20 protein-coding genes are annotated in these 24,087 nt (G+C 65.0%); 10 read left to right on the top strand and 10 right to left on the bottom strand.

Annotated elements, in window-relative coordinates; translation table 11 throughout:
• The 4 genes from C493_RS04330 to C493_RS04315 form a co-directional block, all read right to left on the bottom strand.
• Positions 1–181: DUF6517 family protein (locus C493_RS04330; protein WP_007258189.1), on the bottom strand; the 181-nt coding region annotated here is incomplete at its 3' end.
• A gap of 137 nt (positions 182–318) precedes the next feature.
• A complete protein-coding gene (locus C493_RS04325) occupies positions 319–822 on the bottom strand; it encodes a DUF2062 domain-containing protein (RefSeq protein ID WP_007258188.1) in 504 nt (167 codons plus the stop codon).
• A gap of 180 nt (positions 823–1,002) precedes the next feature.
• Positions 1,003–2,259, bottom strand: a complete 1,257-nt coding sequence (locus C493_RS04320; RefSeq protein WP_007258187.1) for a Glu/Leu/Phe/Val family dehydrogenase — start codon at positions 2,257–2,259, stop codon at positions 1,003–1,005.
• 108 nt (positions 2,260–2,367) lie between these two features.
• Entirely contained in the window at positions 2,368–3,258 is an 891-nt protein-coding gene (locus C493_RS04315) for an HpcH/HpaI aldolase/citrate lyase family protein (protein WP_007258186.1), read from the bottom strand.
• A gap of 1,111 nt (positions 3,259–4,369) precedes the next feature.
• Here C493_RS04315 and C493_RS04310 point away from each other — a divergent pair.
• Entirely contained in the window at positions 4,370–5,659 is a 1,290-nt protein-coding gene (locus tag C493_RS04310; RefSeq protein ID WP_007258185.1) for a Cdc6/Cdc18 family protein, read from the top strand.
• A gap of 198 nt (positions 5,660–5,857) precedes the next feature.
• Positions 5,858–7,003, top strand: coding sequence for a putative sodium/potassium/calcium exchanger (locus C493_RS04305; protein ID WP_007258184.1), 1,146 nt, complete (start codon positions 5,858–5,860; stop codon positions 7,001–7,003).
• Positions 7,004–7,101: 98 nt separating this feature from the next.
• Here C493_RS04305 and C493_RS04300 read toward each other — a convergent pair whose 3' ends face one another.
• The gene (locus C493_RS04300; RefSeq protein ID WP_049889120.1) at positions 7,102–8,100 is read right to left on the bottom strand and encodes an arsenic resistance protein; all 999 of its coding nucleotides are present in this window, start codon (positions 8,098–8,100) and stop codon (positions 7,102–7,104) included.
• 340 nt (positions 8,101–8,440) lie between these two features.
• Between C493_RS04300 and C493_RS04295 the strand changes: the two genes are divergently transcribed.
• On the top strand, positions 8,441–9,841 hold the full coding sequence (locus C493_RS04295) for an NAD-dependent succinate-semialdehyde dehydrogenase (RefSeq protein ID WP_007258182.1): 1,401 nt from the start codon (positions 8,441–8,443) through the stop codon (positions 9,839–9,841).
• Between the two features lie 56 nt (positions 9,842–9,897).
• Entirely contained in the window at positions 9,898–10,578 is a 681-nt protein-coding gene (locus C493_RS04290) for a PH domain-containing protein (protein WP_007258181.1), read from the top strand.
• A 13-nt stretch (positions 10,579–10,591) separates the two neighbouring features.
• Here the strand turns inward: C493_RS04290 and C493_RS04285 are convergent, their stop codons facing one another.
• A complete protein-coding gene (locus C493_RS04285; protein WP_007258180.1) occupies positions 10,592–10,939 on the bottom strand; it encodes a DUF5658 family protein in 348 nt (115 codons plus the stop codon).
• A 947-nt stretch (positions 10,940–11,886) separates the two neighbouring features.
• Between C493_RS04285 and C493_RS04280 the strand changes: the two genes are divergently transcribed.
• Positions 11,887–12,987, top strand: a complete 1,101-nt coding sequence (locus C493_RS04280) for a hypothetical protein (RefSeq protein WP_007258179.1) — start codon at positions 11,887–11,889, stop codon at positions 12,985–12,987.
• A gap of 6 nt (positions 12,988–12,993) precedes the next feature.
• On the top strand, positions 12,994–13,230 hold the full coding sequence (locus tag C493_RS04275; RefSeq protein WP_007258178.1) for a hypothetical protein: 237 nt from the start codon (positions 12,994–12,996) through the stop codon (positions 13,228–13,230).
• A gap of 28 nt (positions 13,231–13,258) precedes the next feature.
• On the opposite strand, the gene C493_RS04270 is transcribed toward C493_RS04275, so the two are convergent.
• Genes C493_RS04270 through gap form a run of 3 tightly spaced genes read right to left on the bottom strand, consistent with a single transcriptional unit; the run spans position 13,259 to position 16,579 of the window.
• Complete coding sequence (locus tag C493_RS04270) at positions 13,259–14,239, bottom strand: sugar phosphate nucleotidyltransferase (RefSeq protein ID WP_007258177.1); 981 nt, start codon at positions 14,237–14,239, stop codon at positions 13,259–13,261.
• A 23-nt stretch (positions 14,240–14,262) separates the two neighbouring features.
• The gene (locus C493_RS04265; protein WP_007258176.1) at positions 14,263–15,474 is read right to left on the bottom strand and encodes a phosphoglycerate kinase; all 1,212 of its coding nucleotides are present in this window, start codon (positions 15,472–15,474) and stop codon (positions 14,263–14,265) included.
• A gap of 34 nt (positions 15,475–15,508) precedes the next feature.
• The gene (gene gap, locus C493_RS04260) at positions 15,509–16,579 is read right to left on the bottom strand and encodes a type I glyceraldehyde-3-phosphate dehydrogenase (protein WP_007258175.1); all 1,071 of its coding nucleotides are present in this window, start codon (positions 16,577–16,579) and stop codon (positions 15,509–15,511) included.
• Between the two features lie 136 nt (positions 16,580–16,715).
• Between gap and C493_RS04255 the strand changes: the two genes are divergently transcribed.
• The gene (locus tag C493_RS04255; RefSeq protein ID WP_007258174.1) at positions 16,716–17,957 is read left to right on the top strand and encodes a glycosyltransferase; all 1,242 of its coding nucleotides are present in this window, start codon (positions 16,716–16,718) and stop codon (positions 17,955–17,957) included.
• Between the two features lie 73 nt (positions 17,958–18,030).
• A complete protein-coding gene (locus C493_RS04250; RefSeq protein ID WP_007258173.1) occupies positions 18,031–18,924 on the top strand; it encodes a universal stress protein in 894 nt (297 codons plus the stop codon).
• A gap of 29 nt (positions 18,925–18,953) precedes the next feature.
• Here the strand turns inward: C493_RS04250 and C493_RS04245 are convergent, their stop codons facing one another.
• Positions 18,954–20,327, bottom strand: coding sequence for an ADP-dependent glucokinase/phosphofructokinase (locus C493_RS04245; protein WP_007258172.1), 1,374 nt, complete (start codon positions 20,325–20,327; stop codon positions 18,954–18,956).
• Positions 20,328–20,431: 104 nt separating this feature from the next.
• Here C493_RS04245 and ppsA point away from each other — a divergent pair, with 104 nt between their 5' ends.
• Positions 20,432–22,714 carry a pyruvate, water dikinase gene (ppsA, locus tag C493_RS04240; protein WP_007258171.1) on the top strand — a complete coding sequence of 761 codons (2,283 nt, stop codon included), beginning with the start codon at positions 20,432–20,434 and terminating at the stop codon, positions 22,712–22,714.
• A complete protein-coding gene (locus C493_RS04235; RefSeq protein WP_007258170.1) occupies positions 22,711–24,042 on the top strand; it encodes an ATP-grasp domain-containing protein in 1,332 nt (443 codons plus the stop codon). The genes ppsA and C493_RS04235 overlap by 4 nt, the downstream gene beginning before the upstream one ends.
• The last annotated feature ends 45 nt before the right edge of the window (positions 24,043–24,087 follow it).

Genomic DNA, 24,087 nt, shown 5'->3' with positions numbered 1-24,087 from the left:
CGGTCTCCTCGACGACGATATCGTCGACGGTCGTCTGCTGGTAGCCCGTCTCGTCGCGGACGCTCGCTTCGACGCCGGCCGGTGCCGACTCGTGTTTGGCCAGACCGACGGTGTCCAGACAACCCGCGAGGCTCGCGAGTCCGGCCGCACCGAGTCCACCGAGTAGCGTTCGTCGCTTCATTTCCGAACCAATGTGAGTCCCGTTTATAAGAATTTATTGGAAGCAGGAGTGTTCTATCAACTCACAGTCGTTCGTACTCCTCTCCAGCCCAGCGATGGTCGCGATCCAGTACATGTCCGTTACACGACAGCAGCCGGTTAGGGACGACGGAACAGCCCCAGAATGAGCGATGCGAACGACGTCTCCGACTGTTGGCCCGAGCGACGGCGGTGGGCTCTGGTCAGGTGAAACACCGTCGCGTACGCGACTCCCGTGAGCAAAACGGCGATCACGAGATTGCCAAGCAGCAGTTGCTGGACGGCGATCGCGGCGGCCTCGCCCGCTGACTCGTCCCAGGAGTCGACCGCGCTCGAGCCGAGTAAGGTTCCGCCCAACTGAAAGCTCGCGACGTAGACTGCGGGCTTGACGAACGGGTTGAGCACGGCGACGGAGGCGAAAATTGCGGGTTTGCTGATCCAGGACTGCAGCGAGATTAGGACGAAAAACAGGCCGATCCCGAGACCGCCGGTCGGCAGCGACGTGATAAAGATCCCAATTGCGAAACTCGCAGCGACCTGATGTGGCGTATGCTTCTCCCGAAAGGCCTCGAGCAGTTTTCGACGGGCGCGGTCACGATACCTGGCCAGTCGCTCTCGAACCATCCACACTGTCCGTCGGACACAACGGATAGAGAAAAAGATACCGGGAGCGAACGTATGCTATGAAATGATTGTCACGAGGCACACTCATCATACGGACAGCAAAGCCTTCGATGACCGCGAGAGTCGCAGGGAACCGACTGACACAGACGGGGCGAACGATGACTCGAGGCGAACCCCGACTCAGGGCCAGCTGCCGGACTCCTCGAACGAGTTGGCCACGCGCTGAATCGCGACGACGTAGGCTGCGGTCCGAGGGTTGTCGAGGTTGTGCTCCTCGTAGGTTTCGACGAGCGCGTCGAAGGCGTTGACGATGTGGCCTTCGAGTTCTTCGTTGACCTTCTCTTCGCTCCAGTAGAAGCGGTCACGGTTCTGGACCCACTCGAAGTAGGAGACGGTGACGCCACCGGCGTTGGCCAGAATGTCCGGGATGACGAAGACGTCTTTGCCCTCGAGGACTTCGTCGGCGGCGGGCGTCAGCGGCCCGTTTGCGGCCTCGGAGATGACGTCGGCCTCGACCGCTTCAGCGAGGTCGGCGTCGATGGCGTTCTCCAGCGCCGCGGGAATCAGGAGGTCGACGTCCATCGTCAGGACGTCCTCGTTCGTGATCTCCTCCTCGCTTTCCTCGTAGCCGACGATGCTGCCGGTCTCGTTTTTGTGGTCTTTCGCGGCGACGGGATCGAAGCCGTCGGGGTTGTAGATCCCGCCCGAAGAGTCGCTGGCGGCGACGACCGTCGCACCCATCTCGTCGATCAGTTTCGCGGCGATCCAGCCGGCGTTCCCGTAGCCCTGGACGGCGACCGTCGCGCCCTCGAGATCCTTGTCGAGGTAGTCGAAGGCCTCGCGAGCGGCGAGGACCGTCGACCGACCCGTCGCCTCGACGCGACCCTCGCTGCCGCCGCTGGCGAGGTTTTTCCCGGTGATGACACCCGGCTCCGTCGTGTTCTCGAGCGTCTCGTAGGTGTCTTTGATCCAGTTCATCTCCCGCTGACCCGTGTTCACGTCGGGTGCGGGAACGTCGCGGTCCTCGCCGATCAGCGGCCGCAACTCCGTAGCGAACGTTCGCGTAACGCGCTCGAGTTCGCTCTCGGAGTAGTTGTCGGGATCGATGACGATTCCGCCCTTGCCGCCGCCAAGCGGGATGTCGACGATCGCCGTCTTGTAGGTCATCCAACCCGACAGCGCCTTCACCTCGTCGCGGGAGACCTGTGGGTGGTAGCGAATACCGCCCTTGTAGGGGCCGCGGTCACCGTTGAACTGCGAGCGAAACGCCTTGAAGCGCTCGAGGGTGCCGTCGTCCAGTTCGACCGTAAGATTCGTCTCGAGAACTCGTTCAGGATATTTGAGCCGTTCGATCACGTCGTCGGCGACATCAATGTGAGTCGCGGCCTCGTCGATCTGCGATTGCAGGCTTTCGAAAGGGTTCGCGTCCTCGGCCATGATTGCCCCTTTCGGGGACGGGAGGATAAGCGTAGCGAATATCTATCAATGGGGAGTGCCTCCCGTTATATTGGTTCGTCACATTGACCTTTTATACTGGACGAACGATCATTTCTTTCCGTCGGATGCAGCCGCCCGTTTTTCGATCCGTTCGGCTCGAGCGATCAACGGCGCGTCGATCATCTCGCCGTCGACCTGAAAGACGCCCCGCCCCTCGGCGTCGGCCTCGCGTTTGGCCTCGAGGACGCGGGTGGCCCACTCGCGTTCTTCGGCCGTCGGCGTGAACGCGGCGTTGATCGGCCCGATCTGGGCGGGATGGATCGCGAGTTTTCCGTCGTAGCCGAGCTGGACGGAGAACGCGGCGTCCTCCCGGAGTTGCTGCTCGTTCTCGAAGTCGGTAACGAGCGTGTCGATCGCGTCACAATCTTCGGCCCCGGCGGCGATCACAACGCGCTCGCGCGCGTAAAGCACTTCAGTTCCCTCGGCGGTCCGGGTCGCCCCGATATCGGCCGAGAGATCCTCCGCGCCGAACGCGAGTGCGTCCGTCGCTCGAGCGGCCGCGATCTCCGGCGCCGCGAGGACGCCCGCCGCGCTCTCGATCAACGCGAACACCGGCAACGATACGTCGTACGTCGCGAGGTCGTCGGCGAGGTCGCGGACGTCGTCCGCCGCGTCGACCTTCGGGAGCATCACGCTGTCGAGGCGGAACCCGTCGTCGCGTTCGCCCCCGTCGGACCCGACGACCTCTGGGTCCAGGATCGTTCCGAGGTCGTCCCGTCGCATCGAATCCGCGGCGTTGACCCGAACGCAAACCTCACACGCCGGATCGAACGCGGGATCGGCCAATACCTCGCGGACCGCCTCGCGAGCCTCGGTCTTTCGCGCCGGTGCAACCGCATCCTCGAGGTCGAACACGATCACGTCCGCGCCCGAATCGGGCGCCTTGCGAAGCATTTCGGGGCGATCGCCAGGGGTGAACAGAACGCTTCTGCGAACCATACGATGTGTCATCGAGCCACACCCATAGGAGTATCTCCCGTTCTACGCTCGGAGCGACGGACACCCCTCGCTCAGAGTGATCGGGCGGCAGTGGAGACGGTCGCTCGGGATCGGCGCGGGTAGCAGTGGGAGTTGTGGGAGTGAGAACGGTCGGAATCAAGTGAGAAGGGGAGCAAGCGCGAGGCCGGGAGTAAGCGTGAGGCCGGGCTCGAGTCGAAATCGGGCAAGAAGAGTTGGATAGGGTTTGATGAGGTGGAATGGGATGAGAGAGGGTGAGACGGGATAGAGTGGGGAAAGATGGAATGAGGTGGGCGAAGAGACGGTGGGAGAGACCCCCGTCGTTCAGAGTGAAACGGTCCACGAGTCGGGACGGGTGTTGACGGCGTCGTAATTCACTCTGAACGAGGGGTGTGCGTTCTCTCGAGTGAGTTCTCTCGAATACGCTGACAGACGGTAGTAGCTGCAAACCCGGTTGTGACGATTGTTGGAAGCTAACATCGGTGATGGCGTGTACTCGTTTCTGGATCCATTCCGGTTCCGCCGTGACTCGACCCTGGACCCACCCCCGTCGTTCAGAGTGAAAGAGCGTGGTGGGAGGGAGGGGGTTGAATTCGGCGAGAGTCGATGGTCCGAGACGGAGGTCGAGAGTGAGGTCCAGAATACAATAATAACCATTCGGAAGGAGGATCTATCTTCCTCAGTAGTAAAATATAATACTACTAGTCTAGCGGTCTAGCTAGAGTAGTAGAGAGAGTAGTAGGAATAGTCTCTCGTTGAGAGAGAGAGAGTCTCGTCGAATATTCGGCCGTATCGACAGCGTTCGGCGTTACTCCACACGACCACCCACCGCCACCCCTCCCCCACCCTCGACCACCGTTACACTCTGAACGAGGGGTCCCTCCCCCACCGCCGATCGTTTCACGGGTCACAACGACCGATCTCGCCGCCGACCGGTCTCGAACCGGTCGTCACACTCTTCAGTCTGAATCCGGGACCGAGATGTCCTCGAGGGAATGCGGTCGAAACACCGGTTAGAAGGCCGTATCGAGGGTTGTTATCAGTCTGAACTACCTTCCATAGATTTATTACGACCGTCTTCGAGAAGCGAGATATGGCTGATCAGGCAGGGGACCCGCTCTTTCAATCACACGATCCGATCTTCAATCGGAAGGAGCTCCTCCACGTCGGGCACGTTCCCGAGGAGGATCGGATCGTCGGGCGGGACGACGAGATCGAGTCCGTCGCCGCCGAGGTCGGTGCGATCACGCGGGGCGATCCGCCGAACAACGTGATGATCTACGGCAAGACCGGCACCGGGAAGAGTCTCATCTCGCGTCACGTCGCGACGCGCGCTCAAAGCGCCGCTCGAGGAAACGAGATCGACTGCGGCGTGCTCTACGTCGACTGCTCGGAAGCGAACACGGAAACGCGGGCGACGCGACAGATGGCGCTGAGTCTGAAAGAACAGACGGGCTACGAGGAGAACATCCCCGTCCGCGGCGTCGGCACGATGGAGTACTACCAGCACATCTGGGAGATCCTCGAGGACTTCTTCGATGCGGTCATCGTCATCTTAGACGAGATCGACAAACTCGACAACTCCAACATCCTGATGCAACTCTCTCGCGCTCGCGAAGCCCGAAAGACCAGCGCCTACATCGGCGTCATCGGCATCAGTAACAAGGTCAAATACCGCGAGACGTTAGACGAGCGCATCGACAGCAGCTTCGGGCACCGAGAGCTGTTCTTTCATCCCTACGACGCCTCCCAGCTCCGGGAGATCATGCGAAATCGCGAGGACGCCTTCCAGCCCGGCGTCCTCGAGGATGGGACCATCGAGCTCTGTGCTGCACTCGCAGCGAAGAAACACGGCGACGCGCGCAAGGCGATCGAGATCCTCAAGGAAGCGGGCGAACTCGCACGACGCACCGGTTCCGAGGGCGTCGCGGAGACCCACATCAAACAGGCCCAGGAGGTCGCCGAGATCAACCGCATCGAGGAGCTCACGAGCGGCGCGACCGTCCACGCCAAACTCGCCCTCTACGCGCTGGCGAGTCACATCATCACCGGCGAGCGCGAGACCTACAAGACCCGCGAGATCTACGAGCGCTACGTCGACATCTGCGAGCTGGTCGCGACCGATCCCATCACGGAAAACGGACTCTACCGCCAGCTCAAAGAACAGGCCTTCCTCGGCGTCATCGAATCCGAGAAGACCGGCGGCGGCCGCTCGCAGGGCAGCTACCTCCTCCACCGACTCGTCACCGATCCCAAACACATCGTCAAGGCCGTCCGGCGAGACAGTTCGCTCGAGGAGCTGCCGCCGTACGACCGACTCGCAGACAGCGGCGGCGGAGCCGCCGGACGCGACCGGGACGTGGATCTCTCGTCGTTCTCCTGAGGACGACCGCTTCGTCCTCGTCTTCTTCTACGGAGAACCGTAGCTCGAGTGCCTCGAGCCGGTACGTCAGAGACGGTCAGCGCACAGCGGACGGAGCAACGGCGCCGATCCCGAACGACAGCAAAATGAACTATTTCCGCGGCTGTCGACGCTGTAGCACACGGATAACTACCATTGCTAACAGGTAGGTGCTGCGTTATGAGTGGACGCGCATCCCAACTCACGACTACGCAACTCGCCGTCGGCGTCGTCGCCGTCCTCCTGGCGGTCGGGCTCCTGGTCGGCGGCGTCGCGTTCGCCGGCGCCAGCGTCGTGCCAGCGATCGACGATGACAACGAGACCGACGACGATCAGATCGCGACCGACGAAGGCGATCAAGATGCTGCTTCGAGTGACGATACAGGTCCGAGTGACGACGAGACGGGTGACGGCAACGGCGCGGACGAGACCGACGAAGGCGGTGCGAACGGCGGGGACGAGGACGATAGCACGGACACGTCGGACGGGGACACTGACGACCCGCCGACCGAGAACGGCGTCGAACGGCCAGCCGAAGTCGGTGACGACGACGCGTCGTCTGCGAACGGTGAGACGTCGAATGGCGAGGAATCGGACGGCGACGAGGCCCCGACAGAGAACGGCGCTGACGACGCAGCCGAGGCTCCCGTCGAGCCAGCCGAAGGGGACGACGACCCCGACGACGCAGCCGAGGATCCGATCGAGGAGGTCGAGTACCACGTCATGACGCCGTCGGGTGAAGCCGGAGAGTCATACGATTTCGGAATTCTCATCCACGCCAACGAGCAAGTGAGCGGTGACGCCGAACTGCGCGTCGACGGCGAAGTCGTCGACACCACCAGCTACGAGGCCGCCGCCGGCGGGAGCGGGCTCGCCGACTACGGCACCGACGTGATCCTCACCGGCGAGATGCCCGACGTCGAAGAACCGACCGAGATCCCGGTGACCCTCGAGGCGGACCACTACGAAAGCACGTACGACGTCGTCGTCTCTCCCGCCGCTGACGATGGCGCGAACGGCGAGAACGGTGACGACAGTGACGAGAACGGCGACGACGGCGAGAACGACGACCAGTGGTCCGACGAAGAGCGCGAACTCGCCGCCGAAATGATCGCCCAGTACTACGCGGGCTACGAAGCCGGAATCTCGCAGGCGACCGACGCCGGCTGGGCGACCGAGCGCAACCAGATCGAGATGGGCGAATCCGAGCCGTGGCCGCTCGAGGAGTGGGACGATCCGCAAGATGCCTTCGAGGAGGGTGAGTCCCTCGGTGCCGGCGACGGAGCGCAGCCGATCGAAGACGAATACCGTGATAAGCAGGGCTAAGCACGGCAGCGCGGACGTCACGCATCTCAGTTGCGACGCCGGTACTACGCATCTCCGTTACAGCACCGACGTTACGCGTCTCCGTTACAGCACCGACGTTACGCATCTCTATCGGCCGACACGGTCGAGTCGGCTGCCCACCACTCTCGTCTCCGAATCCCCTGATGTACCCGTGCGATGACCCCTAACAGCGGGAGTTCCAACAGCGGCCCGATGACCAGCGCGAGCGGAATCAACGGCTCGTGTGGAAACGCAACGACCGCGATCGCGAGCGCGGTCGGGGAGTTCCGTGACAGGACCGTATTGTTGAAACAGACCAGCTCTCCGTACGAGAACGATAGCGCCCGCCCGATTCCGACCCCGAGCGCGAGATTGATGGCGTAGAACAGGACGACCGGGACCGCAAGCAGTGCGAGCAGCGTCGGATTCTCTACCACCTCCTGACCCTGCGAAGCAAACATCGCGCCGATAGCGAGACTCAGAAAGATGACCTGAAGCGGGCTGAGTTTCGGGAGAAACGACCGTCGAAACCACCGGTCGCTTCGCCAGCGGGTCAGTCCCCGTCGAGCGATCACGGCGAGAACGAGCGGGACGAGCAACACCAGAACGACGCTCTCGATCAGTAGCTCGAGCGGTAGGTCGACGAGTTCGCCCGCGAACGCGTAGAGGTAGACGGGCAACAGGACGAGTTGCAAGACGAGATTGTACGGGAGGATGGACGTCGCAAGCGGAACGTCGCCGTCGGCGATATCGGTGAAGATCAGGTACCAGTCCGTACACGGCGTGACCATGAGCATGAGCAGGCCGACCCACAGCGCGGGATGCTCGCGCAGGAAAACCGCCCCGAGAACGACGGCGAGGACGGGATTCCAGACGAAATTCACCAGGAGACTCGAGCCGGCGACGCGACGGTTTCCGAAGGCGGCTCGGAGCCTCGAGAGCGGCATCCCCGCGAACGCGCCGAACAGCATCACCATCAGGAACGGGAGAAGAAGCGCGTCCGCAATGGGTGCGACACCGGGGACCTGACCGAGCGCGAGGCCGCCGACGATCGCTCCGAAGACGAGCACGGTCTGGTACGTTTCGACGAAATCCATCCCCGCTCGACAGTTCGACGGCGTGGGCGTAAGTGTACGGCTTCCGTCGACGCAAACGCCGGTTCGTCCGTCGTCGCCGTTCGACACGCTGCAACCTTCTCGAGCGCACCGTCCTCACGCGTCTCGAGCGCACCGTCCTCGCACGATCCATCCATCATCAACACCTATTTCAGTCTGAACGAGGGGTGTGGGGCGTTCCCCTCGGTCTCGGCCCTCACCTCGAGTTCCCACTTCTCGAGCCGGTTGCCGTCACTCGAGTCCCCCACCATTCGAGTCACACCGACGGTCCCGTCGTCTGCGTGGCTCGCCTTTCAAGCACCCCGGGATGGTGAGTCGTTCTATGTCCATCGAGAGCACGAATCCGGCCACGGGAGCGGTCGTCGACACCTTCGAGGAGACGTCGACGGACGAACTCGAGGATCGCCTCGAGCGAGCCAGCGACACCTTCGAGGAGTGGCGCGAGACGCCGGTCGAACGGCGCCAACGGCTCCTGTCGAACGCGGCCGAGATCCTCCGCGAAAACGCCGACGAGTACGCCGAGTTGATGGCCAGGGAGATGGGCAAACCGATCGGGCAGGCCCGCGACGAGGTCGCAAAGTGCGCCTGGGTGTGTGACTACTACGCCGAACACGCCGCGGCGTTCCTCGCCGACGAGACCCTCGCGGGCGAACCCGACGCGAAGACGGTCGTGGCCTATCAGCCGCTGGGGCCGATCCTGGCGATCATGCCGTGGAACTTCCCCTTCTGGCAGGTGTTTCGCTTCGCCGCGCCGAACCTCGCGGCGGGCAACGTCGGCCTGCTGAAACACGCCTCGAACGTCCCCGGCTGCGCCAGCGCCATTCAGGACGTCTTCGAGCAGGCGGGGTTCCCCGAGGGCGCGTTCACGACCCTCCTCATCGGTTCCGACGAAATCGACGCCGTGATCGCCGACGACCGCGTCAGGGGCGTCACCCTCACCGGCAGCGACGGCGCCGGTCGCGCGGTCGCCGAAACGGCCGGCAGCGAACTCAAACAAAGCGTCCTCGAGCTCGGCGGCAGCGATCCGTTCGTCGTCCTCGAGGACGCACCGATGGACGAAGCGGTCGAGACGGCGGTCCAGGCACGGCTGCTCAACTCGGGGCAGTCCTGTATCGCGGCGAAGCGCTTCATCGTGGTCGACGACGTCTACGACGAGTTCGTCGACCGCTTCGCCGACGAACTGGACGAGCAGGTCGTCGGCGATCCGATGGACGAGGACACCGACGTCGGCCCGCAGGCGCGCGAGGATCTGCTGGACGAGCTCCACGGACAGGTCGAGGAGACCCTTGAGGCCGGCGGCGAGTGTCGACTCGGCGGCGAGCCGATGGACCGCGACGGGGCGTTCTACCCGCCGACGGTGCTCACGGACGTCCCCGACGACGCGCCCGCGGATCGGGAGGAACTGTTCGGTCCCGTCGCATCGGTCTTTCGCGTCCCCGACGAGGAAGCGGCCGTCGAGAAAGCCAACGACACCCGGTTCGGGCTCGGCGCGAGCGTCTGGACCGCCGACCTCGAGCGCGGCGAACGCGTCGCCCGGCGGTTCGAGTCGGGGCTCGCATTCGTCAACGAACTCGTCAAGTCCGATCCCCGGCTTCCGTTCGGCGGGGTGAAAGACTCGGGCTACGGCCGCGAACTCGCTCGCGACGGCATCCGCGAGTTCGTCAACGCGAAGACGATCTGGGTTCAACACGACGCCGGCGAGGAGAGCGATCCGGTCGAATAACGCTCGACGGCCGCGCGACGGGCACACTTTTCCCGTCACACCGTGAGTCCGAACTGATGCCCAACTCCGCCTCTACGACGCACGGACCCGACGAGGCCACCGCCGACCGCGACCTCGAGTGGCTCTCGCTGGACGCCGACGAATCGGTGCTGTGGGCCGGCGGTCCGGACAAACGCACCGTGCTTCCGGCGGCGAGCTCGCTCGCCCTGCCGGCGCTCGCCGTGCTCTTCGTCCCCTTCGAGCCCGTTCTGGGCCTCGTTGCGACCGTCTTGCTCGCGCTGTTAACGGTCCCGATCGTCGGCTGGGCCGTCCTTCAGGTACGGACCACGGACTACGTGATCACCACGAGCGGACTCTACGAGAAACGCGGCGTCCTCTCGCGGGACGTCAAGCGAATCGACTTCGAGAAGGTCCAGAACACCGCCTACAACCAGACCGCGCTGGGGACGCGACTGGGCTACGGCGACGTCGCGGTGAGCTCGGCCGGCGGCGCCGGCGTCGAGATGCGGTTTCGATCGATCCCGACGCCTCGCGAGATTCAGCAGTTGATCAGCAGTCGCGTCTCGCCCTCCCGAGGCGATACCGACCGACCCGGCGGAGCACCGGCGTCGGACGACGTTCTCGAGGAGATCCTCTACGAACTCCGGGCGATCCGAACGGCGCTCGAGGAGGATGGGTGTGAGCGCCGGCCGACGACCGACGAGCGCGTCACTCTCGAGCACGACGGGGAGAAATAGGAGAAACAGGCCGTCAGAACGTCATCGAGATCATGTAGAGATTGATAAAGACCGCGATGGTCCAGGGAAGCGCCAGTCCCGCGGGGACGATCGGCCGATACGCCTCGGGGAGCAACGGCCGACAGACCAGTCCGACGCCGATCGCCAGCGCCTTCAACACGAGCATGCCGAGCAGGCCGTACCCCTCGATCGCACTTCGGGCGACGGGGTTCGACTCGGCCAGCCCGAGGTGGAGCCCGACGAACGTCGTCACGACGTCGCCGATCAACGAGAGGGCGACGAGGACCCACAGGGCTCGCTCGAGGGCGACCGTATCGATGTCGGGGAGATCGTACTGCACGTACGCGCCGTCGGAACTCATAGGCCCCTCGCCGGAGTCGAACCGAGCGTCCGAAGCGACCGTCAGGAGCCGGGTCGGACGACGATTCCACAATTTCCAATATTGTTATGGCAGTCGTAGACGCGTCCGGGGCGGCGTTACGGCGTGGTAAGCCGAGACAAACGGTCGGAACGACTCAGCGACACCTGCACAGACGGTGCGAGAACAACTCGGGCGTGACGACCATCGGTCTCGTCGCCGGCGGCGGATTTGTCGCCGGCTGCAGGTCGTAACCGCGGCATAACACGAGCGACTCCGTCGCGACTCGAGCCGTAGAACCGAGCACCGGCTCGAGACACAGCGGGAAAGAGAGGAGAGAGCGGTTCGCGTCCACAGACCGCCACTGATCGTTCGAAGCTCGCCACGAGGGGATGAGGAGGATCGCGTGTCGCGGGACGCGAACCGATCGGGAGTGAGTCGTACCACCGAGCGAAGCGCCGTTCGAGTCCTCGCGAGTGCGATCGTCGAACCGGCCCGCCGGCAGTGTCTGCCTCCGTGGTCACCAGCACGGAGACACTGTATGCTGGCCGGGCGACCGACACGAACGCTTGCGTTCAGTCGTCCACGTATTATATCGGGTGCGCCACGACCTTCGACGGGTCGGTTCGTCGCTATCCCGTCACTCGCGGACCGACGAGACCCAGCGAGCGACCGCTGCTGGCGACTACGTGCGCTCGGGACGATACCGGAAAATATGTCGTCTTATGGAGGTGCAAAACGGTCGGTATCAGCGGCAGCTGCAGGCATAACCGCTTTTGTCGAATTCGTCGTTACATTCGGTTGTCATCGATCGGCCCGTGTATGTGGACATTAGCTATGACCGCACGGGAGAAATCGACACTCGGATTCACCAGTGCGGCATGGTAGGCACACAATCTCCATCTCTTGAACACCGACTCGCGACGCTCCGCGATCGAATCGACGCGGGCATGGACCGGCGCGAGTTTCTGCGGACCCTGGCTACCGGCGGGTACGCAGTGGGACTCGCCAGCGTTCTCGGCGTCGACGACTTTCTGGCGGCCGACGACGGCGAGGTGCCGATCGTCACCGCGCTCGTCCGTTCGGATCCCGACGATCCGTGGTCGATCGAGGAACGCGTCCGGTACGTACCGGCCGACTGGTACGCCGCCGTCGAGCAGGCCCTCGAGTTGAACGAACTGCTCGCGCGGACGGCGTTTACGGGCTACCTCGGCAGCGCGGTCGTTCCCGGCTCCTACGACGACGGCACGGCCTCGGTCTCCGTCGGCATCTCGACCGACCTCGACTCGTTTCGCGAGACGTTCGACGGCCTCTTCGACAACGTCACGATCGACTTCGAATCGATCATCGACATCGAGGACATCGGGGACGGACCGGAGAGCGTCGAACCGCGGTTCCTCGAGTCGCGCTCGAGCGACGTTCCGAGCGGCGTCGCCTGCGAGACGCCGGGGAGCATCGCCACGCTCGGCCCCGCGATGTACGATCCGGAGACGGAACGCGAGTACTTCGTGACGGCCGAACACGCCTTCGAGGACGGCGCCGAACCGAACGAGGACGTCCTCTCGCTTCCGATCGCAAACGAGGACGCGATCGATCTGGGGGTCGTCGAACACGCCCATCCGGTCGAAGACGTCGCCGCCGTCGCGTCGAACGGCGACGTCGCCCCGTCGCCGACGATCGACACGACTCGACCGAGTCGCGTTCGCGGACAGTACACCCGGATGGGGCTCGCGGATCTCATCGCACGCGGCGAGGAACTCGAGAAAGTCGGTGCCGTAACCGGCCACACGACCGGTGCGATCCAGGGAATCGACGCGGTGACCTGTTTCACCGACGAATTCTGCCGGTACGGGCAGATTCGCTGGGGCGGCGAGATGGACCTGACCGACGGCGACAGCGGCTCGGTGAGCTTTCACGCCGACCCGGAAGGCGAAGACGGCGACGTCCTCGTCGCGGGGTTCAACAACGCCCGGACGTGGTGGCCCGGCCAGAGTTACGTCTGGGGCGTTGGCGCGTACAAGCTGACCGAAGCGTACGGCTATCACTTCTGATCATCCATGGCAACTGACACCGCAACCGACAGTCCCGCCGACACCGCTCGCGACAACCGATCCGTCCGGAGCGCGATCTACACCGTCTTGCGACTCGCCGTCGACCTGTTCGTCGCTACCTGCTGGGTGTTGCTCCTGACGCTGTTGTTCCTCGAAAACGCCTGGCCACGGTGGCTGTTCTACGTCCTGTTAATCGGCGGTATCGGCCTCTACGTCGCCGTCACGGCCGCGTGGCGGGACTGATGCGTGAGGGGCGACGCCGACGGCGACGTCACCGCTCGTCCGGCAATCGCGTGTAGGCGCCGATCAGCGCGCGGTCGAGGTCGTAGCCGCTGATGGTCGCGCCCTCGTCGACGACGGATCGCCGTACCGTCGTCGACTCGAGGGTCGCGTCGGGGAAAACCACCGACCGTTCGACGTCGGCGTCGACGAGCGTCGCGCCCGGAAGTACGTGAACGCCGTCGCCGACGGTGCTCTCCCGGACGGTCGCCGAATCGGCGACGCGCGACTCGCCGTCGAGCGCCCAGGCGACGGCGTCGAGGTAACTCTCTCGGGTTCCGATGTCGAACCAGGCGTCCTCGAAGACGTAGGCGTACGTCGATTCCCGATCCTGAAGCCACTGGACGAACCAGCCGGGCTCGTCCGGATCGTTTCCCGCCTCGAGGTACGGTCCGAACAGCGACAGGGTCTCCCCGGGGAACGCGTAGCAGCCGATCGAGACGAGCGTGCTCTCCGGTTCGTCCGGTTTCTCCTGGAAGTCGACGACGCGTTCGCCGTCCAGTTCGAGCACGCCGTAGGACGTGGCTCGCTCCCGGGAGCCGACGTCGTGGGCGGCGATCGCCGGCCCCTCCCGGCGATCGAAGTACTCGAGGAACTCCTCGAGCGCGAAGTCGAAGCGGTTGTCGCCCGCGATCACGAGCAGGTCGTCGTCGATCCCCTCGCGGTCGATCAACTGGGCGAGCGCGCCGACGACGCCGAGTTTCTCGTCCTCGTGTTCGGTCTCCTCGACGGACAGGCGCGGTTTCTCGTACGGACTGTCCGCAAGGTGGGCCTCGAAGTCGGCGGCGAACCGTTCGTTCGTGCTCACGTAGACCTCGTCGATTCGATCGATCGCCTCGAGTTCGGCGTAGATTCGCTCGATGACGGTCGTCTCCCCGAGCGGGAGGAACATCTTGGGGCGGTGTCTCGTGAGCGGCCACAGGCGAGTCGCGTAGCCGCCGGCCAGAACGACGGCAGTGGTGGTCGTGGTCATGAGTGAATCGGTCAGGGTGGGTGTCAGTGCTGGTCCTCGAGGACGTCGATGCCGACGAGCGGTTCGCCCGTGAGCGCTCGAACGTACGCCCCGCCGGCGATCGTGACGCGCGAGAAGTCGTCCTCGTCGACGTCGTACAGTTCGACGACGCGAGCGGTGTCGCCGCCGCCGACGACGGAGAAGCAGTCGGACTCGGCGATCGCCGAGACGACCGTCACGGTGCCGTCGGCGAAGCGCTCGTCCTCGAAGACGCCGAGTGCGCCCTTGACGAACACCGCTGCGGAGTCGGACGCGAGGTCCGCGTAGCGATCGGCCGTCTCGGAGCCGACGTCGAGGAAGGGCTGGCTCTTTCGAATCCCGTCGACCGGGACCTCCCTGCGGTTCCCGTCGCCGTCTTCGTCGGCGAGGTCGGTCGGGAGAAACAGCTCGTCGCGGTAGGCGTCGAGGATACGCTCGAGGTCGTCACGATGCGTTTCCCACTGGTGGTCGAATCGGGAGCTACCCGCGACGTCGTACCCCACGTCGTGACCGTCGGCCCGCAGGAACAGTTCGCCGACGACGCCGCCGAGACAGAACCTGTCGACGGTGTCGTCGAGCCGTTCGACGATCGGGATGGTGTCTTCCGCCTTCGTGCCGCCGAGAACCATCGTTACCGGGCCGTCGAACTCGCGCTCCCGGACGGCGGTGATTGCCGTGTACTCCCGTTCCATCACCCGACCGGCGTAGGCGTCCATGACGCGCGGAAAGCCGACGATCGAGGCGTGAGATCGATGCGCGGCCGAGTACGCGTCGCCGACGTAGGCGTCGAACGCCGGGGCGAGCGTTCGGACGAGAGCCGTCTCGGCTTTCACGTCGGGCTCTTCCTCGGGTAACTCCTCGTCGCACATCCGGACGTTCCCGAGGAGGAGCACGTCGCCCGACTCGAGGTCCTCGATGGCCGCGAGCGCGTCCTCGCCGGCCGTGTCAGCGACGAACGCGACGGGGTGATCGAGGTGGTCGGCGAGGATCTCGGCGTGACCCTCGAGCGAGACGAACGTGTCCCGCCCCGGTCGACCCTGGTGGGCGAGCAGAGCGACCGCGTGGTCGTCCGCGAGCAACTCCCGGATCGTTTCGGCGTGGCGGGCGAATCGGCGACTGTCCTGGACGATACCGTCTTCGACGGCGGCGTTGACGTCGATCCGGACGAGCAGTCGACGCCCGGGCTCGAGATCGTCGATCGTCTGAAACGTAGTCATAGTTGGTGACTGGTGCGTACGCGAGTTCCGCTCGTCAGTGCGCGACGGTTCGGTCGGCGTCGATGCTCTCCGATTCGCTCGCGACGTGTTTCGCGAGTTTAATCATCTGGTTCGAGAAGCCGTACTCGTTGTCGTACCAGGCCAGTACTTTTACCGTGTCTTTGGCCGCGACCATCAGCGACTCGAGGTCGACGTACGAGGCGAACGGCAGCCCGACGATGTCCCGCGAGACGATCTCGTCGTTGGTGTAGCCGAGAACGCCGGCCAGCCTGTCGTCGGCCGCCGCCTGGATCGCGTCGATCACCTCCTCGCGCTCGATGTCCTCCTCGATGTTGACGGTGATGTCGGTAACCGACCCGTTCGGAACCGGGACCCGCATCGCCATCCCTTCGAGTTTACCCTCGAACTCGGGAAGCACTTCGCTGGTCGACCCGGCCGCACCGGTCGTCGTCGGAACGATGTTCTCGGCGGCGGCGCGGCCGCGCCGTCGCTTCTCCATGGGGCCGTCCACGAGCCCCTGACTGCCGGTGTAGGCGTGGACGGTCGTCAGGAGTCCGGAGACGATCTCGAAATCCTCGTTGAGAACCTGGAGAACCGGCGCGACCGAGTTCGTCGTACAGGAGGCGTTCGAGAGGACGTCCGCGCCGTCGTACTCGTGATGGTTGACGCCGTAGACGAACATCGGTACGTCCTGCTCGCCTTTCGGCGGTGCGGAGATGATCACCTTGTCCGCGCCGGCCTCGAGGTGCTGGGCGGCCTCGTCGCGGGTCCGGAACAGCCCCGTCGCTTCGAAGGCGACGTCGACGTCCAGTTCGTCCCACGGGAGTTCCGACGGCTCGCGCTCGGAGAACAACCGGAACTCCTGGTCGTCCACGAAGAGCGTGTCGTCGCGGCGAGAGACGCCGTCGAGCCGCCCGTGGACCGAGTCGTACGTGAGCAAATACTCCATGTCGTCGTCGTCCATCACGTCGTTGATCGCCACGACGTCGACGTCGTCGTGGGTCAGCGACGCACGGAGGAGACACCGCCCGACCCGTCCGAAGCCGTTGAGTCCGATGCGAAGCGTTTCGTCGCTTTCGGAGCCGTCGTTCGTGTTCCCGTTCATGGAGGGGACTCCACCTTCGGTGGGTAAATTTGTTGGCCCGAGACGTTGGATATCGGGAGATACAAGGCTTCTAATTCGTTTTGATCGGATCGACCCCAACTGATACGAGCGTCGTCGTGGTGGTGTCGCGTAGACGATGCATCCCCCCTCACTTTCGAACCGATCGATCGAGGCCTACGCCCCCGTGACGAGCGGCGACCGCCTCGAGCGGCTCCGCGAGCTCGCCGAGACGCTTTCGGACGTCCGGGTCCTTCACGTCAATTCGACCGCGACTGGCGGCGGCGTCGCGGAGTTGCTCCGCTCGATCGTGCCGGTTTGCAACGACCTCGACGTCGAAACCGACTGGCTCGTCATGGACGCCGACGATGACTTCTTCGAAGTCACGAAGGCGATGCACAACGGGCTCCAGGGGAACGCCGAGCCGCTGACCGACGAGATGAAAGCGACCTATCGCGAGGTGACCGAAGCCAACGCCGTCGAGATCGAAGACGAGTACGACCTCGTGCTGGCTCACGATCCCCAGACGCTCGGCATGCTCGAGCGACTCGAGGAACGACTGCCGGACGCGCCCATCCTCTGGCGGTGTCACGTCGATCTCACCGATCCGGTCGAGGACTACCTCGCGTTCGTCTCGGCGTACACCGATCCGATCGACCACGCGATCTTCAGTCGCTCGGCGTACGCGGCGGTCGACGTCCCGGCGACGAGCATCGTCTACCCTTCGATCGATCCGGTGACGGCAAAGAATCGATCGCTCGAGGAGGGAGAGCTGGCGGCCGAACGCGACCACCTGGATCCGCTCTCGTTCGACACGCCGGTGGTGACGCAGGTGTCTCGCTTCGACCCGTGGAAGGACCAGTTCGGAACGCTCGAGGCGTATCGAACCGCCAAAGCCGAGGTTCCGGAACTCCAGTTGGCGCTGGCCGGCGGGATGGCCGGCGACGATCCGGAGGGCCTCGAGTTCTACGAGCGGGTCGCTGACGAAGCGGTCGACGATCCGGACGTCCACGTCCTGACCGACCTCCCGGACGCGACGATCAACGCCCTCCAGCGGCTGTCGGACGTCGTCGTCCAGAAGTCCCTGCGCGAGGGGTTCGGACTCGTCGTCTCGGAGGCGCTCTGGAAGCGCACGCCGGTGATCGGCTCGACGGTCGGTGGGATCCCGCTCCAGGTCGAAGACGGTCGAAACGGCTTCCTCGTCGAGCCGGACGACGCGACGAGTGCCGGCGACCGGATCGTCGACCTGCTCGAGGACGACGAGCGTCGACGAACGTTCGGCGACAACGCCCGGGAACACGTCCGGGAACGGTTCTTGCTGCCCCGGCAGGTCGTCGACCTGCTCGAGATTTTCGTCGAGGCCCTAGAGAGCAAGTCCTGACGGCGTGGCGTCCGACCGCCGGGACCCCCACACAGTTATCCGCCGAGGCGGTGAAGCAATCCGGGACCCACCTATGAGCCGGTTCATCGAAGCGATACTGATACCGACCGACGGCAGCGACGGAGCGCTCGCCGGAGCCAAACGCGGGATCGCGCTCGCATCGCGGATCGACGCCGACGTCCACGTCGTATCGGTCGTCGAATCCCAAGTCCGCGAAGGGGAGTTCGACGACCTCGAGTTTCCGCCCCTCGAAGAGCGCGCCGAGGACGCAGTCGAGGAGATCGCCCGGCTGGCCGCGGACCACGACGACGAACTCGACGTTACGACGACGATCAGGACGGGCACGCCGTTCCAGTCGATCAGAGAGTACGCCAGTCGACGCGAGATCGACGTCATCGTCATGGGGACGAAGGGCCGAACGGGGCTCGACAGGGTGCTCCTCGGCAGCGTGACCGAAAACGTCCTTCGAACGGCACGAACCCCCGTGCTCGCGGTGCCGCCGAACGCCGACGAGCCCGCGATCGACGAGGTCCCGTTCGATCGGTTCCTTCTGCCCACGGACGGCAGCGACGGCGCGGCGATCGCGACCGAGTGGGGGATCGAACTCGCACGCCGACTCGAGTCGTCGGTACATGCGCTCTACTCGATCGATACGAGTCCGTTCGCCGACGAGCCGGCGGCTACCGAACTCCTCGAGGCGCTCGAACACAGGGGCGAAAAAACGATCGCCTCGGTCAAAGGACGCGGCGAGGATGTCGGCGTGAGCGTTTCGGGGTCGACCGTAACTGGCTCCCCGGTGAGGGAGATTCCCGCGTACGCGACCGAGACCGACGTCGACCTGATCGTCATGGGGACTCACGGCCGAACGGGGATCGGCCAGTGGTTCCTCGGGAGCGTCACGGAAAACGTCGTCCGCCAGGCCGAGGTGCCGGTGTTTTGCGTGCCGGTGAGCGCCGAGCAGCCGTGATGGCGCCGTTCGGCCACCGTCTCACCCGCTTACCGGTCGTTGGCAGCGGCGAGTTCCAGAATAAAGCTCGACGAGGAGACGATGTCCCCGATGCCGACCGTCCCCGCCGGCTCGTCGACGACGCGGTTCGGACAGGCGGCGACGGTGGGGGTCTCGAGGACGCCGTCCTCGGCCGTCTCGACGACGTGATCAGCCAGTAGTTCGATCGCCTCCCGCCCCTTCGTCGAGGGCTCGTACTCCAGCCCGGTCTCGAGATCCTTGGGTTCGGAGATATGTCCCAGCGCCGCCTTCGTCGCGGCGTTGACGGCGGAGAACTCGAGGCCCCGTCGGAGCGCCTCGGGCGAGTGGTACGACTCCATCACGGCGAGGTGGTACTCCATCGCGTGGAGTTGCAGACAGTCGACGCCGAGTTCCTCGCGGACCGCCTCGAGCATTCGGTAGTGGTCGAGTATCTCCTCGGGCTCGAACGGCGTCGCCTCCGACGGTGGCTCCTCAACGGCGTCGATACCTGCGTCGTCGTGCAACATCGTCAGCTCGTGCGTATCCGCCCCCACGACGTTCGCCTCCGGCAGGATCCACTCGTACATGCTGTCTCTGAGGTCGTCGTCGTGGGTCACGGCGTACTCGACGTGGACGTCGACGTCGCTTTCCGACCGAAGTCGGCGGATAACCTCGCGTGCGTGTTTGTGAGTCTCCTCGTACCCCTCTTCGACGTGGTCGGGCGTGAGATTGTGATATCCTGCCAGTAATGCGCCCTCGACGTCCTCGCCGACCTGATCGATCGCCTCGTCGAGTTCTCCCGCGGAGAGATCGAACTCCGGCGGCCTCGAGGCCGCGATGAACCGGGTGTCTTCCGGCGCGGTCACGCCGAAGAACTCGTCGCCCTCCCTGAACTCGAACACCCAGTTGATCTTCGTTCGGTCCGTGTTGACGGCCTCGGTGAGGGGCACGTAGCTCACCCGGCCGTCCTCGACGCTCGGATACCGCACCTCGTCGGGGCGGTCGAACATCGACAGCTGTCGCTCGGAAACGAGATACGTGTACGTGATCGGTGCGGTTCCAAGCGCGGTGAGCAGGTTCGTCATGATCCCCGCCTGGCCCCCCATCTGCTGGCTGTCGGGCGCTAACTCCGCCTCGAGCGTCGCGGCGAACTCGTCCGCCATCGCGATTTCGTCGCCGCGGCCGGCGGCCATCGTGTGCGCGATCGCCGCCGCGAGTTCCCGTTTCGACTCGAGTGGACTCGACGGCAGTTCGGAACCCGGATCGGACGGGCGCTCGAGGAACGACTCGAGTTCCTCGCCGACCCGTACGATCGCGTCGACGTTCGCGTTGTAGGCGACGAACACGGGTAACTCCTCGAGCGCGGCGATGTCCGCTTCCAGTCGGGCGTGGGCGTCCTGCATAGCACGGCTCCCTCCCAGACCCAGCGGGATAATCCTGGGGTGCTCGTGCCGTCCGTCACCCCCTGCGAACTTATTGTCGTCGACGTGGTCCGAGTGACAGACTTATGTCACGAGATTCGTTCGTCCGATGGCTCGAAGCGTTGAGCGGCGACGACACCGACGCCGTCGGCGGCAAGAGCGCGAACCTCGGCGAACTCGCCGACCTCGACGTGCCCGTCCTGCCCGGGTTCACGACGACCGCGTCGGCCTACGACTACTACGTCGAGGAGACCGGGATCCACGCCGAGATCGAATCGCAACTCGAGGGACTGAACGTCGACGACGTCACGGCCCTCCAGCGACGCGGAGAGCGGATCAGACGCGCAATTTCGGAGGCCACGATGCCGCCAAAACTCGAGTCGGCGATCCGCGAGCGATACGACGCGCTGGGAGACGAACTCGGAATCGACGAGCCGGAGGTCGCAGTCAGAAGTTCCGCGACCGCCGAGGACCTCCCCGAAGCCTCCTTCGCCGGCCAGCAGGAGACGTTCCTGAACGTCGCCGGCGAAACCGAACTGCTCGAGTCGATCAAACACTGTTTCGCCTCGCTGTTTACCGACCGCGCGATCGTCTACCGCGAGAACAACGACTTCGATCACTTCGACGTCAAACTCGCCTGCGCGGTTCAGAAGATGGGGCGGGCCGACCTCGCCTCGTCGGGCGTCCTGTTCACGCTCGACCCCGATACCGGGTTTGACGAGGTCGTCACGATCGAGGCCGCCTACGGCTTCGGTGAACCGATCGTCCAGGGCGTCGTCGATCCCGATCGGTACGTCGTCTTCAAGCCGACGACCGGCATCGTCGAGAAAGAATGCGGCGGGAAGTCCCAGCAAATGGTCCGGCGCAACGGCGGCACCAAACTCGAGTCAGTGCCGGACGAAAAGCGAGCGGAGTTCGCGCTCTCGGACGACCGAATCCGAGAGTTGACGCGGTATGCGACGCGAATCGAGGACCACTTCGGAACGCCGCAGGATATCGAGTGGCTCGTCGACGGCGACCTCGACGAGTTGTTCGTCGTCCAGGCCAGACCGGAGACGGTCCACGGGGCAGCCGAGGGAACCGTCCTCCGGACGTACAGCCTCGAGGAGACCGACGAGTCGTTGCTCGAGGGCGTCGCGATCGGGAACGCGATCGCTGGCGGGACCGTCCGAGTCCTCGAGGACCACCGCGGGATGGATCTTGTCGAGGACGGCGACGTGCTCGTCACCGAGATGACCGACCCCGACTGGGTGCCCGTGATGAAGCGAGCGAGCGCCATCGTCACCGACAGAGGGGGCAAAACCTCCCACGCCGCGATCGTCGCTCGAGAACTGGGCGTTCCCGCCGTCGTTCGCACCGGCTCGGCGACCGACTCGCTGTCCAGCGGCGAGTCCGTCACCGTCGACTGTTCGACCGACACCGGCCGCGTGTACGCGAGCGACCTCGAGTACGAGGTCACCGAAGCGGTCGTCGACGACCTCCCCGAGACCGACACCGACGTTAGACTGGTCCTTGGAGATCCCGGTCGAGCGTTCGCGCTCGCGACCCTCCCCGTCGACGGTGTCGGTCTGGCCCGCGAGGAGTTCATCGTTACCTCCCACGTCGGCTCCCATCCCCTCGAGTTGCTCGAGCGCGGCGAGGAAGAGCAGTTCGTCGACGCCCTCCGGACGGGAATCGCGAAGATCGGCGCCGCGTTCTACCCCGACGAGGTCGTCTTCCGGCTCAGCGACTTCAAGACCGACGAGTATCGGAATCTGGAAGGCGGCTGGAAGTTCGAACCCGACGAGGCGAACCCGATGCTCGGCTGGCGCGGCGCGTCACGGTACTACGACGAGGCGTTTCGGGAGGCGTTTCGCCTCGAGTGCGAGGCGCTCCGCCAGGTCCGCGAGGAAGTGGGGTTGGACAACGTCATCGTGATGGTCCCGTTCTGTCGGACGCCCGATGAGGGCGAGCGCGTCCTCGAGATCATGGCCGAGTACGGCCTCTCGAGCGACGAGATGGACGTCTACGTGATGGCTGAACTGCCCTCGAACATCGTCCTCGCGGACCGGTTCGCGGAGCTGTTCGATGGGTTTTCGATCGGATCGAACGACCTCACGCAGCTCACCCTCGGCGTCGACCGAAACTCCGAGAAGCTCGCGCCGCTGTTCGACGAGTCCGACGACGCGGTGAAACGATCGATCAGCGAGCTGATCGAAGAAGCCCACCGTCACGACAGCCCGGTCGGAATCTGCGGCGACGCACCCTCGACGATCCCGTCGTACTCCGAATTCCTGCTCGAGGAGGGAATCGACTCGATCTCGGTCTCGCCGGATGTCGCCGTCGAGACGATACTGACGGTGGCGGAGTTCGAACGGGAGAACCGATGACGGCCGCTCCGGTCCGGGTCGGCGTCCTGAGCTTTCACGACAGCAAGGAGTCGAAAGCGATCTGTAACGCCGTCGAGGACCTCGGCCACGAACCCGTCTGGCTCCGCGAGACGAACGTCCTTGTACGGTTCACGGACGAGGGGTTCGTTCTGGAGCCGGACGTCGACGTGGTGATCAACCGACTGCTGTTGTCGACGGCGACACAGCCCGCCGAGGCGGCCGGGTTCGCGAACGCGATCGCTCGCTTCCGTCCGATCGTCAACCACCCCGACGCCGCGGCGCTCGCCTCGCACAAGATCGCGGCGGGCGCGGCGCTGGTCGCGGCCGGCGTTCCGGTCCCCGAGACGGCGCTCGCACTCGGCTCGGGCCCACTCGCGCGCGTCAGGCCCGAATTCAGCGCGGAGCACGTCTACAAAACGGTCGTCGGAACCCACGGCGGCGGCGCCTGGAAGGTCGACCGATCGGACCTGCTCACGGGGACCGTCGGCTCCCGGCGGGCGTTCCTCCAGGAACTCGTCGAGACTGAGGGCGAACGTCCTCGAGATCTCCGCGTCTACGTGGTCGACGACGCCGTCGTCGGGGCGATGTATCGCTACGCGGCCGAGGAGGAGTGGCGGACCAACGTCTCGCGCGGCGGTTCGGTCGAGGACGTGACGACATCGCTTCCCGACTCCGTCGACGGGATCGCCAGGCGCGCGACGGCCGCGGTCGGACTGGACTGTGCGGGCGTCGATCTCATCGAGGGCGCGGACGGCTGGTACGTCCTCGAGGTCAACCCGACCGCCGGCTTCAGAGGGCTCTTCCGGGCGACGGGACGAAGCCCGGCGCCCGATATCGCGGCGCTCGCGATCGAGCGCGCCGGCGGGTCGGTCGACGCCGATCGAGTCGCTGCCTTGCGCGGGACGCTCGACGACTCGATCCCCTCGAGCGTGCCGACTCGCGGCCACGGGATCGAAGACGAGGCGCCGACCGTCGGCCTCACCGAACGCGTCGTCGTCAGCGGGACGACGGATACGAAGGCGGCGGTCGGACGCGCCGACACGGGGCGGGCACGAACTCGAATCGACCTGCAACTCGCCGCCGCGGTCGGCGCCGGGCCGATCCGGGTCGACGACTCGAGACCCGGCCGGGACGAAACGACGCAGCGGGAGCCGATCGTCGACGTCGTCGTCGGAATCGCCGGTACCGAACGCACCGTCGATGCGACGGTCGAGGACCGGTCAGCGGCGACGTATCCGCTCGTTCTCGGTCGGGACGTGCTGGACGACTTTCGGATCGACGTCGGCAGTACGTACGACGACGGAATCGACGAACGGCGCGAGGAGTAGCCGTCGCTGTCGAGCGCTGAACGCCGACGCAAGAATCGCAGTTCG

The organism is Natronolimnohabitans innermongolicus JCM 12255 (assembly GCF_000337215.1).
Lineage (GTDB): Archaea > Halobacteriota > Halobacteria > Halobacteriales > Natrialbaceae > Natronolimnohabitans > Natronolimnohabitans innermongolicus.
This window is presented reverse-complemented; position numbering and strand designations above follow the sequence as displayed.

Bases quoted from the DNA above. Each gene is read 5' to 3' on its own strand.
- C493_RS04325 (WP_007258188.1), bottom strand. From the start codon at position 822: ATGGTTCGAGAGCGACTGGCCAGGTATCGTGACCGCGCCCGTCGAAAA.
- C493_RS04320 (WP_007258187.1), bottom strand. From the start codon at position 2,259: ATGGCCGAGGACGCGAACCCTTTCGAAAGCCTGCAATCGCAGATCGAC.
- C493_RS04315 (WP_007258186.1), bottom strand. From the start codon at position 3,258: ATGGTTCGCAGAAGCGTTCTGTTCACCCCTGGCGATCGCCCCGAAATG.
- C493_RS04310 (WP_007258185.1), top strand. From the start codon at position 4,370: ATGGCTGATCAGGCAGGGGACCCGCTCTTTCAATCACACGATCCGATC.
- C493_RS04305 (WP_007258184.1), top strand. From the start codon at position 5,858: ATGAGTGGACGCGCATCCCAACTCACGACTACGCAACTCGCCGTCGGC.
- C493_RS04300 (WP_049889120.1), bottom strand. From the start codon at position 8,100: ATGGATTTCGTCGAAACGTACCAGACCGTGCTCGTCTTCGGAGCGATC.
- C493_RS04295 (WP_007258182.1), top strand. From the start codon at position 8,441: ATGTCCATCGAGAGCACGAATCCGGCCACGGGAGCGGTCGTCGACACC.
- C493_RS04290 (WP_007258181.1), top strand. From the start codon at position 9,898: ATGCCCAACTCCGCCTCTACGACGCACGGACCCGACGAGGCCACCGCC.
- C493_RS04285 (WP_007258180.1), bottom strand. From the start codon at position 10,939: ATGAGTTCCGACGGCGCGTACGTGCAGTACGATCTCCCCGACATCGAT.
- C493_RS04280 (WP_007258179.1), top strand. From the start codon at position 11,887: ATGGACCGGCGCGAGTTTCTGCGGACCCTGGCTACCGGCGGGTACGCA.
- C493_RS04275 (WP_007258178.1), top strand. From the start codon at position 12,994: ATGGCAACTGACACCGCAACCGACAGTCCCGCCGACACCGCTCGCGAC.
- C493_RS04270 (WP_007258177.1), bottom strand. From the start codon at position 14,239: ATGACCACGACCACCACTGCCGTCGTTCTGGCCGGCGGCTACGCGACT.
- C493_RS04265 (WP_007258176.1), bottom strand. From the start codon at position 15,474: ATGACTACGTTTCAGACGATCGACGATCTCGAGCCCGGGCGTCGACTG.
- gap (WP_007258175.1), bottom strand. From the start codon at position 16,579: ATGAACGGGAACACGAACGACGGCTCCGAAAGCGACGAAACGCTTCGC.
- C493_RS04255 (WP_007258174.1), top strand. From the start codon at position 16,716: ATGCATCCCCCCTCACTTTCGAACCGATCGATCGAGGCCTACGCCCCC.
- C493_RS04250 (WP_007258173.1), top strand. From the start codon at position 18,031: ATGAGCCGGTTCATCGAAGCGATACTGATACCGACCGACGGCAGCGAC.
- C493_RS04245 (WP_007258172.1), bottom strand. From the start codon at position 20,327: ATGCAGGACGCCCACGCCCGACTGGAAGCGGACATCGCCGCGCTCGAG.
- ppsA (WP_007258171.1), top strand. From the start codon at position 20,432: ATGTCACGAGATTCGTTCGTCCGATGGCTCGAAGCGTTGAGCGGCGAC.
- C493_RS04235 (WP_007258170.1), top strand. From the start codon at position 22,711: ATGACGGCCGCTCCGGTCCGGGTCGGCGTCCTGAGCTTTCACGACAGC.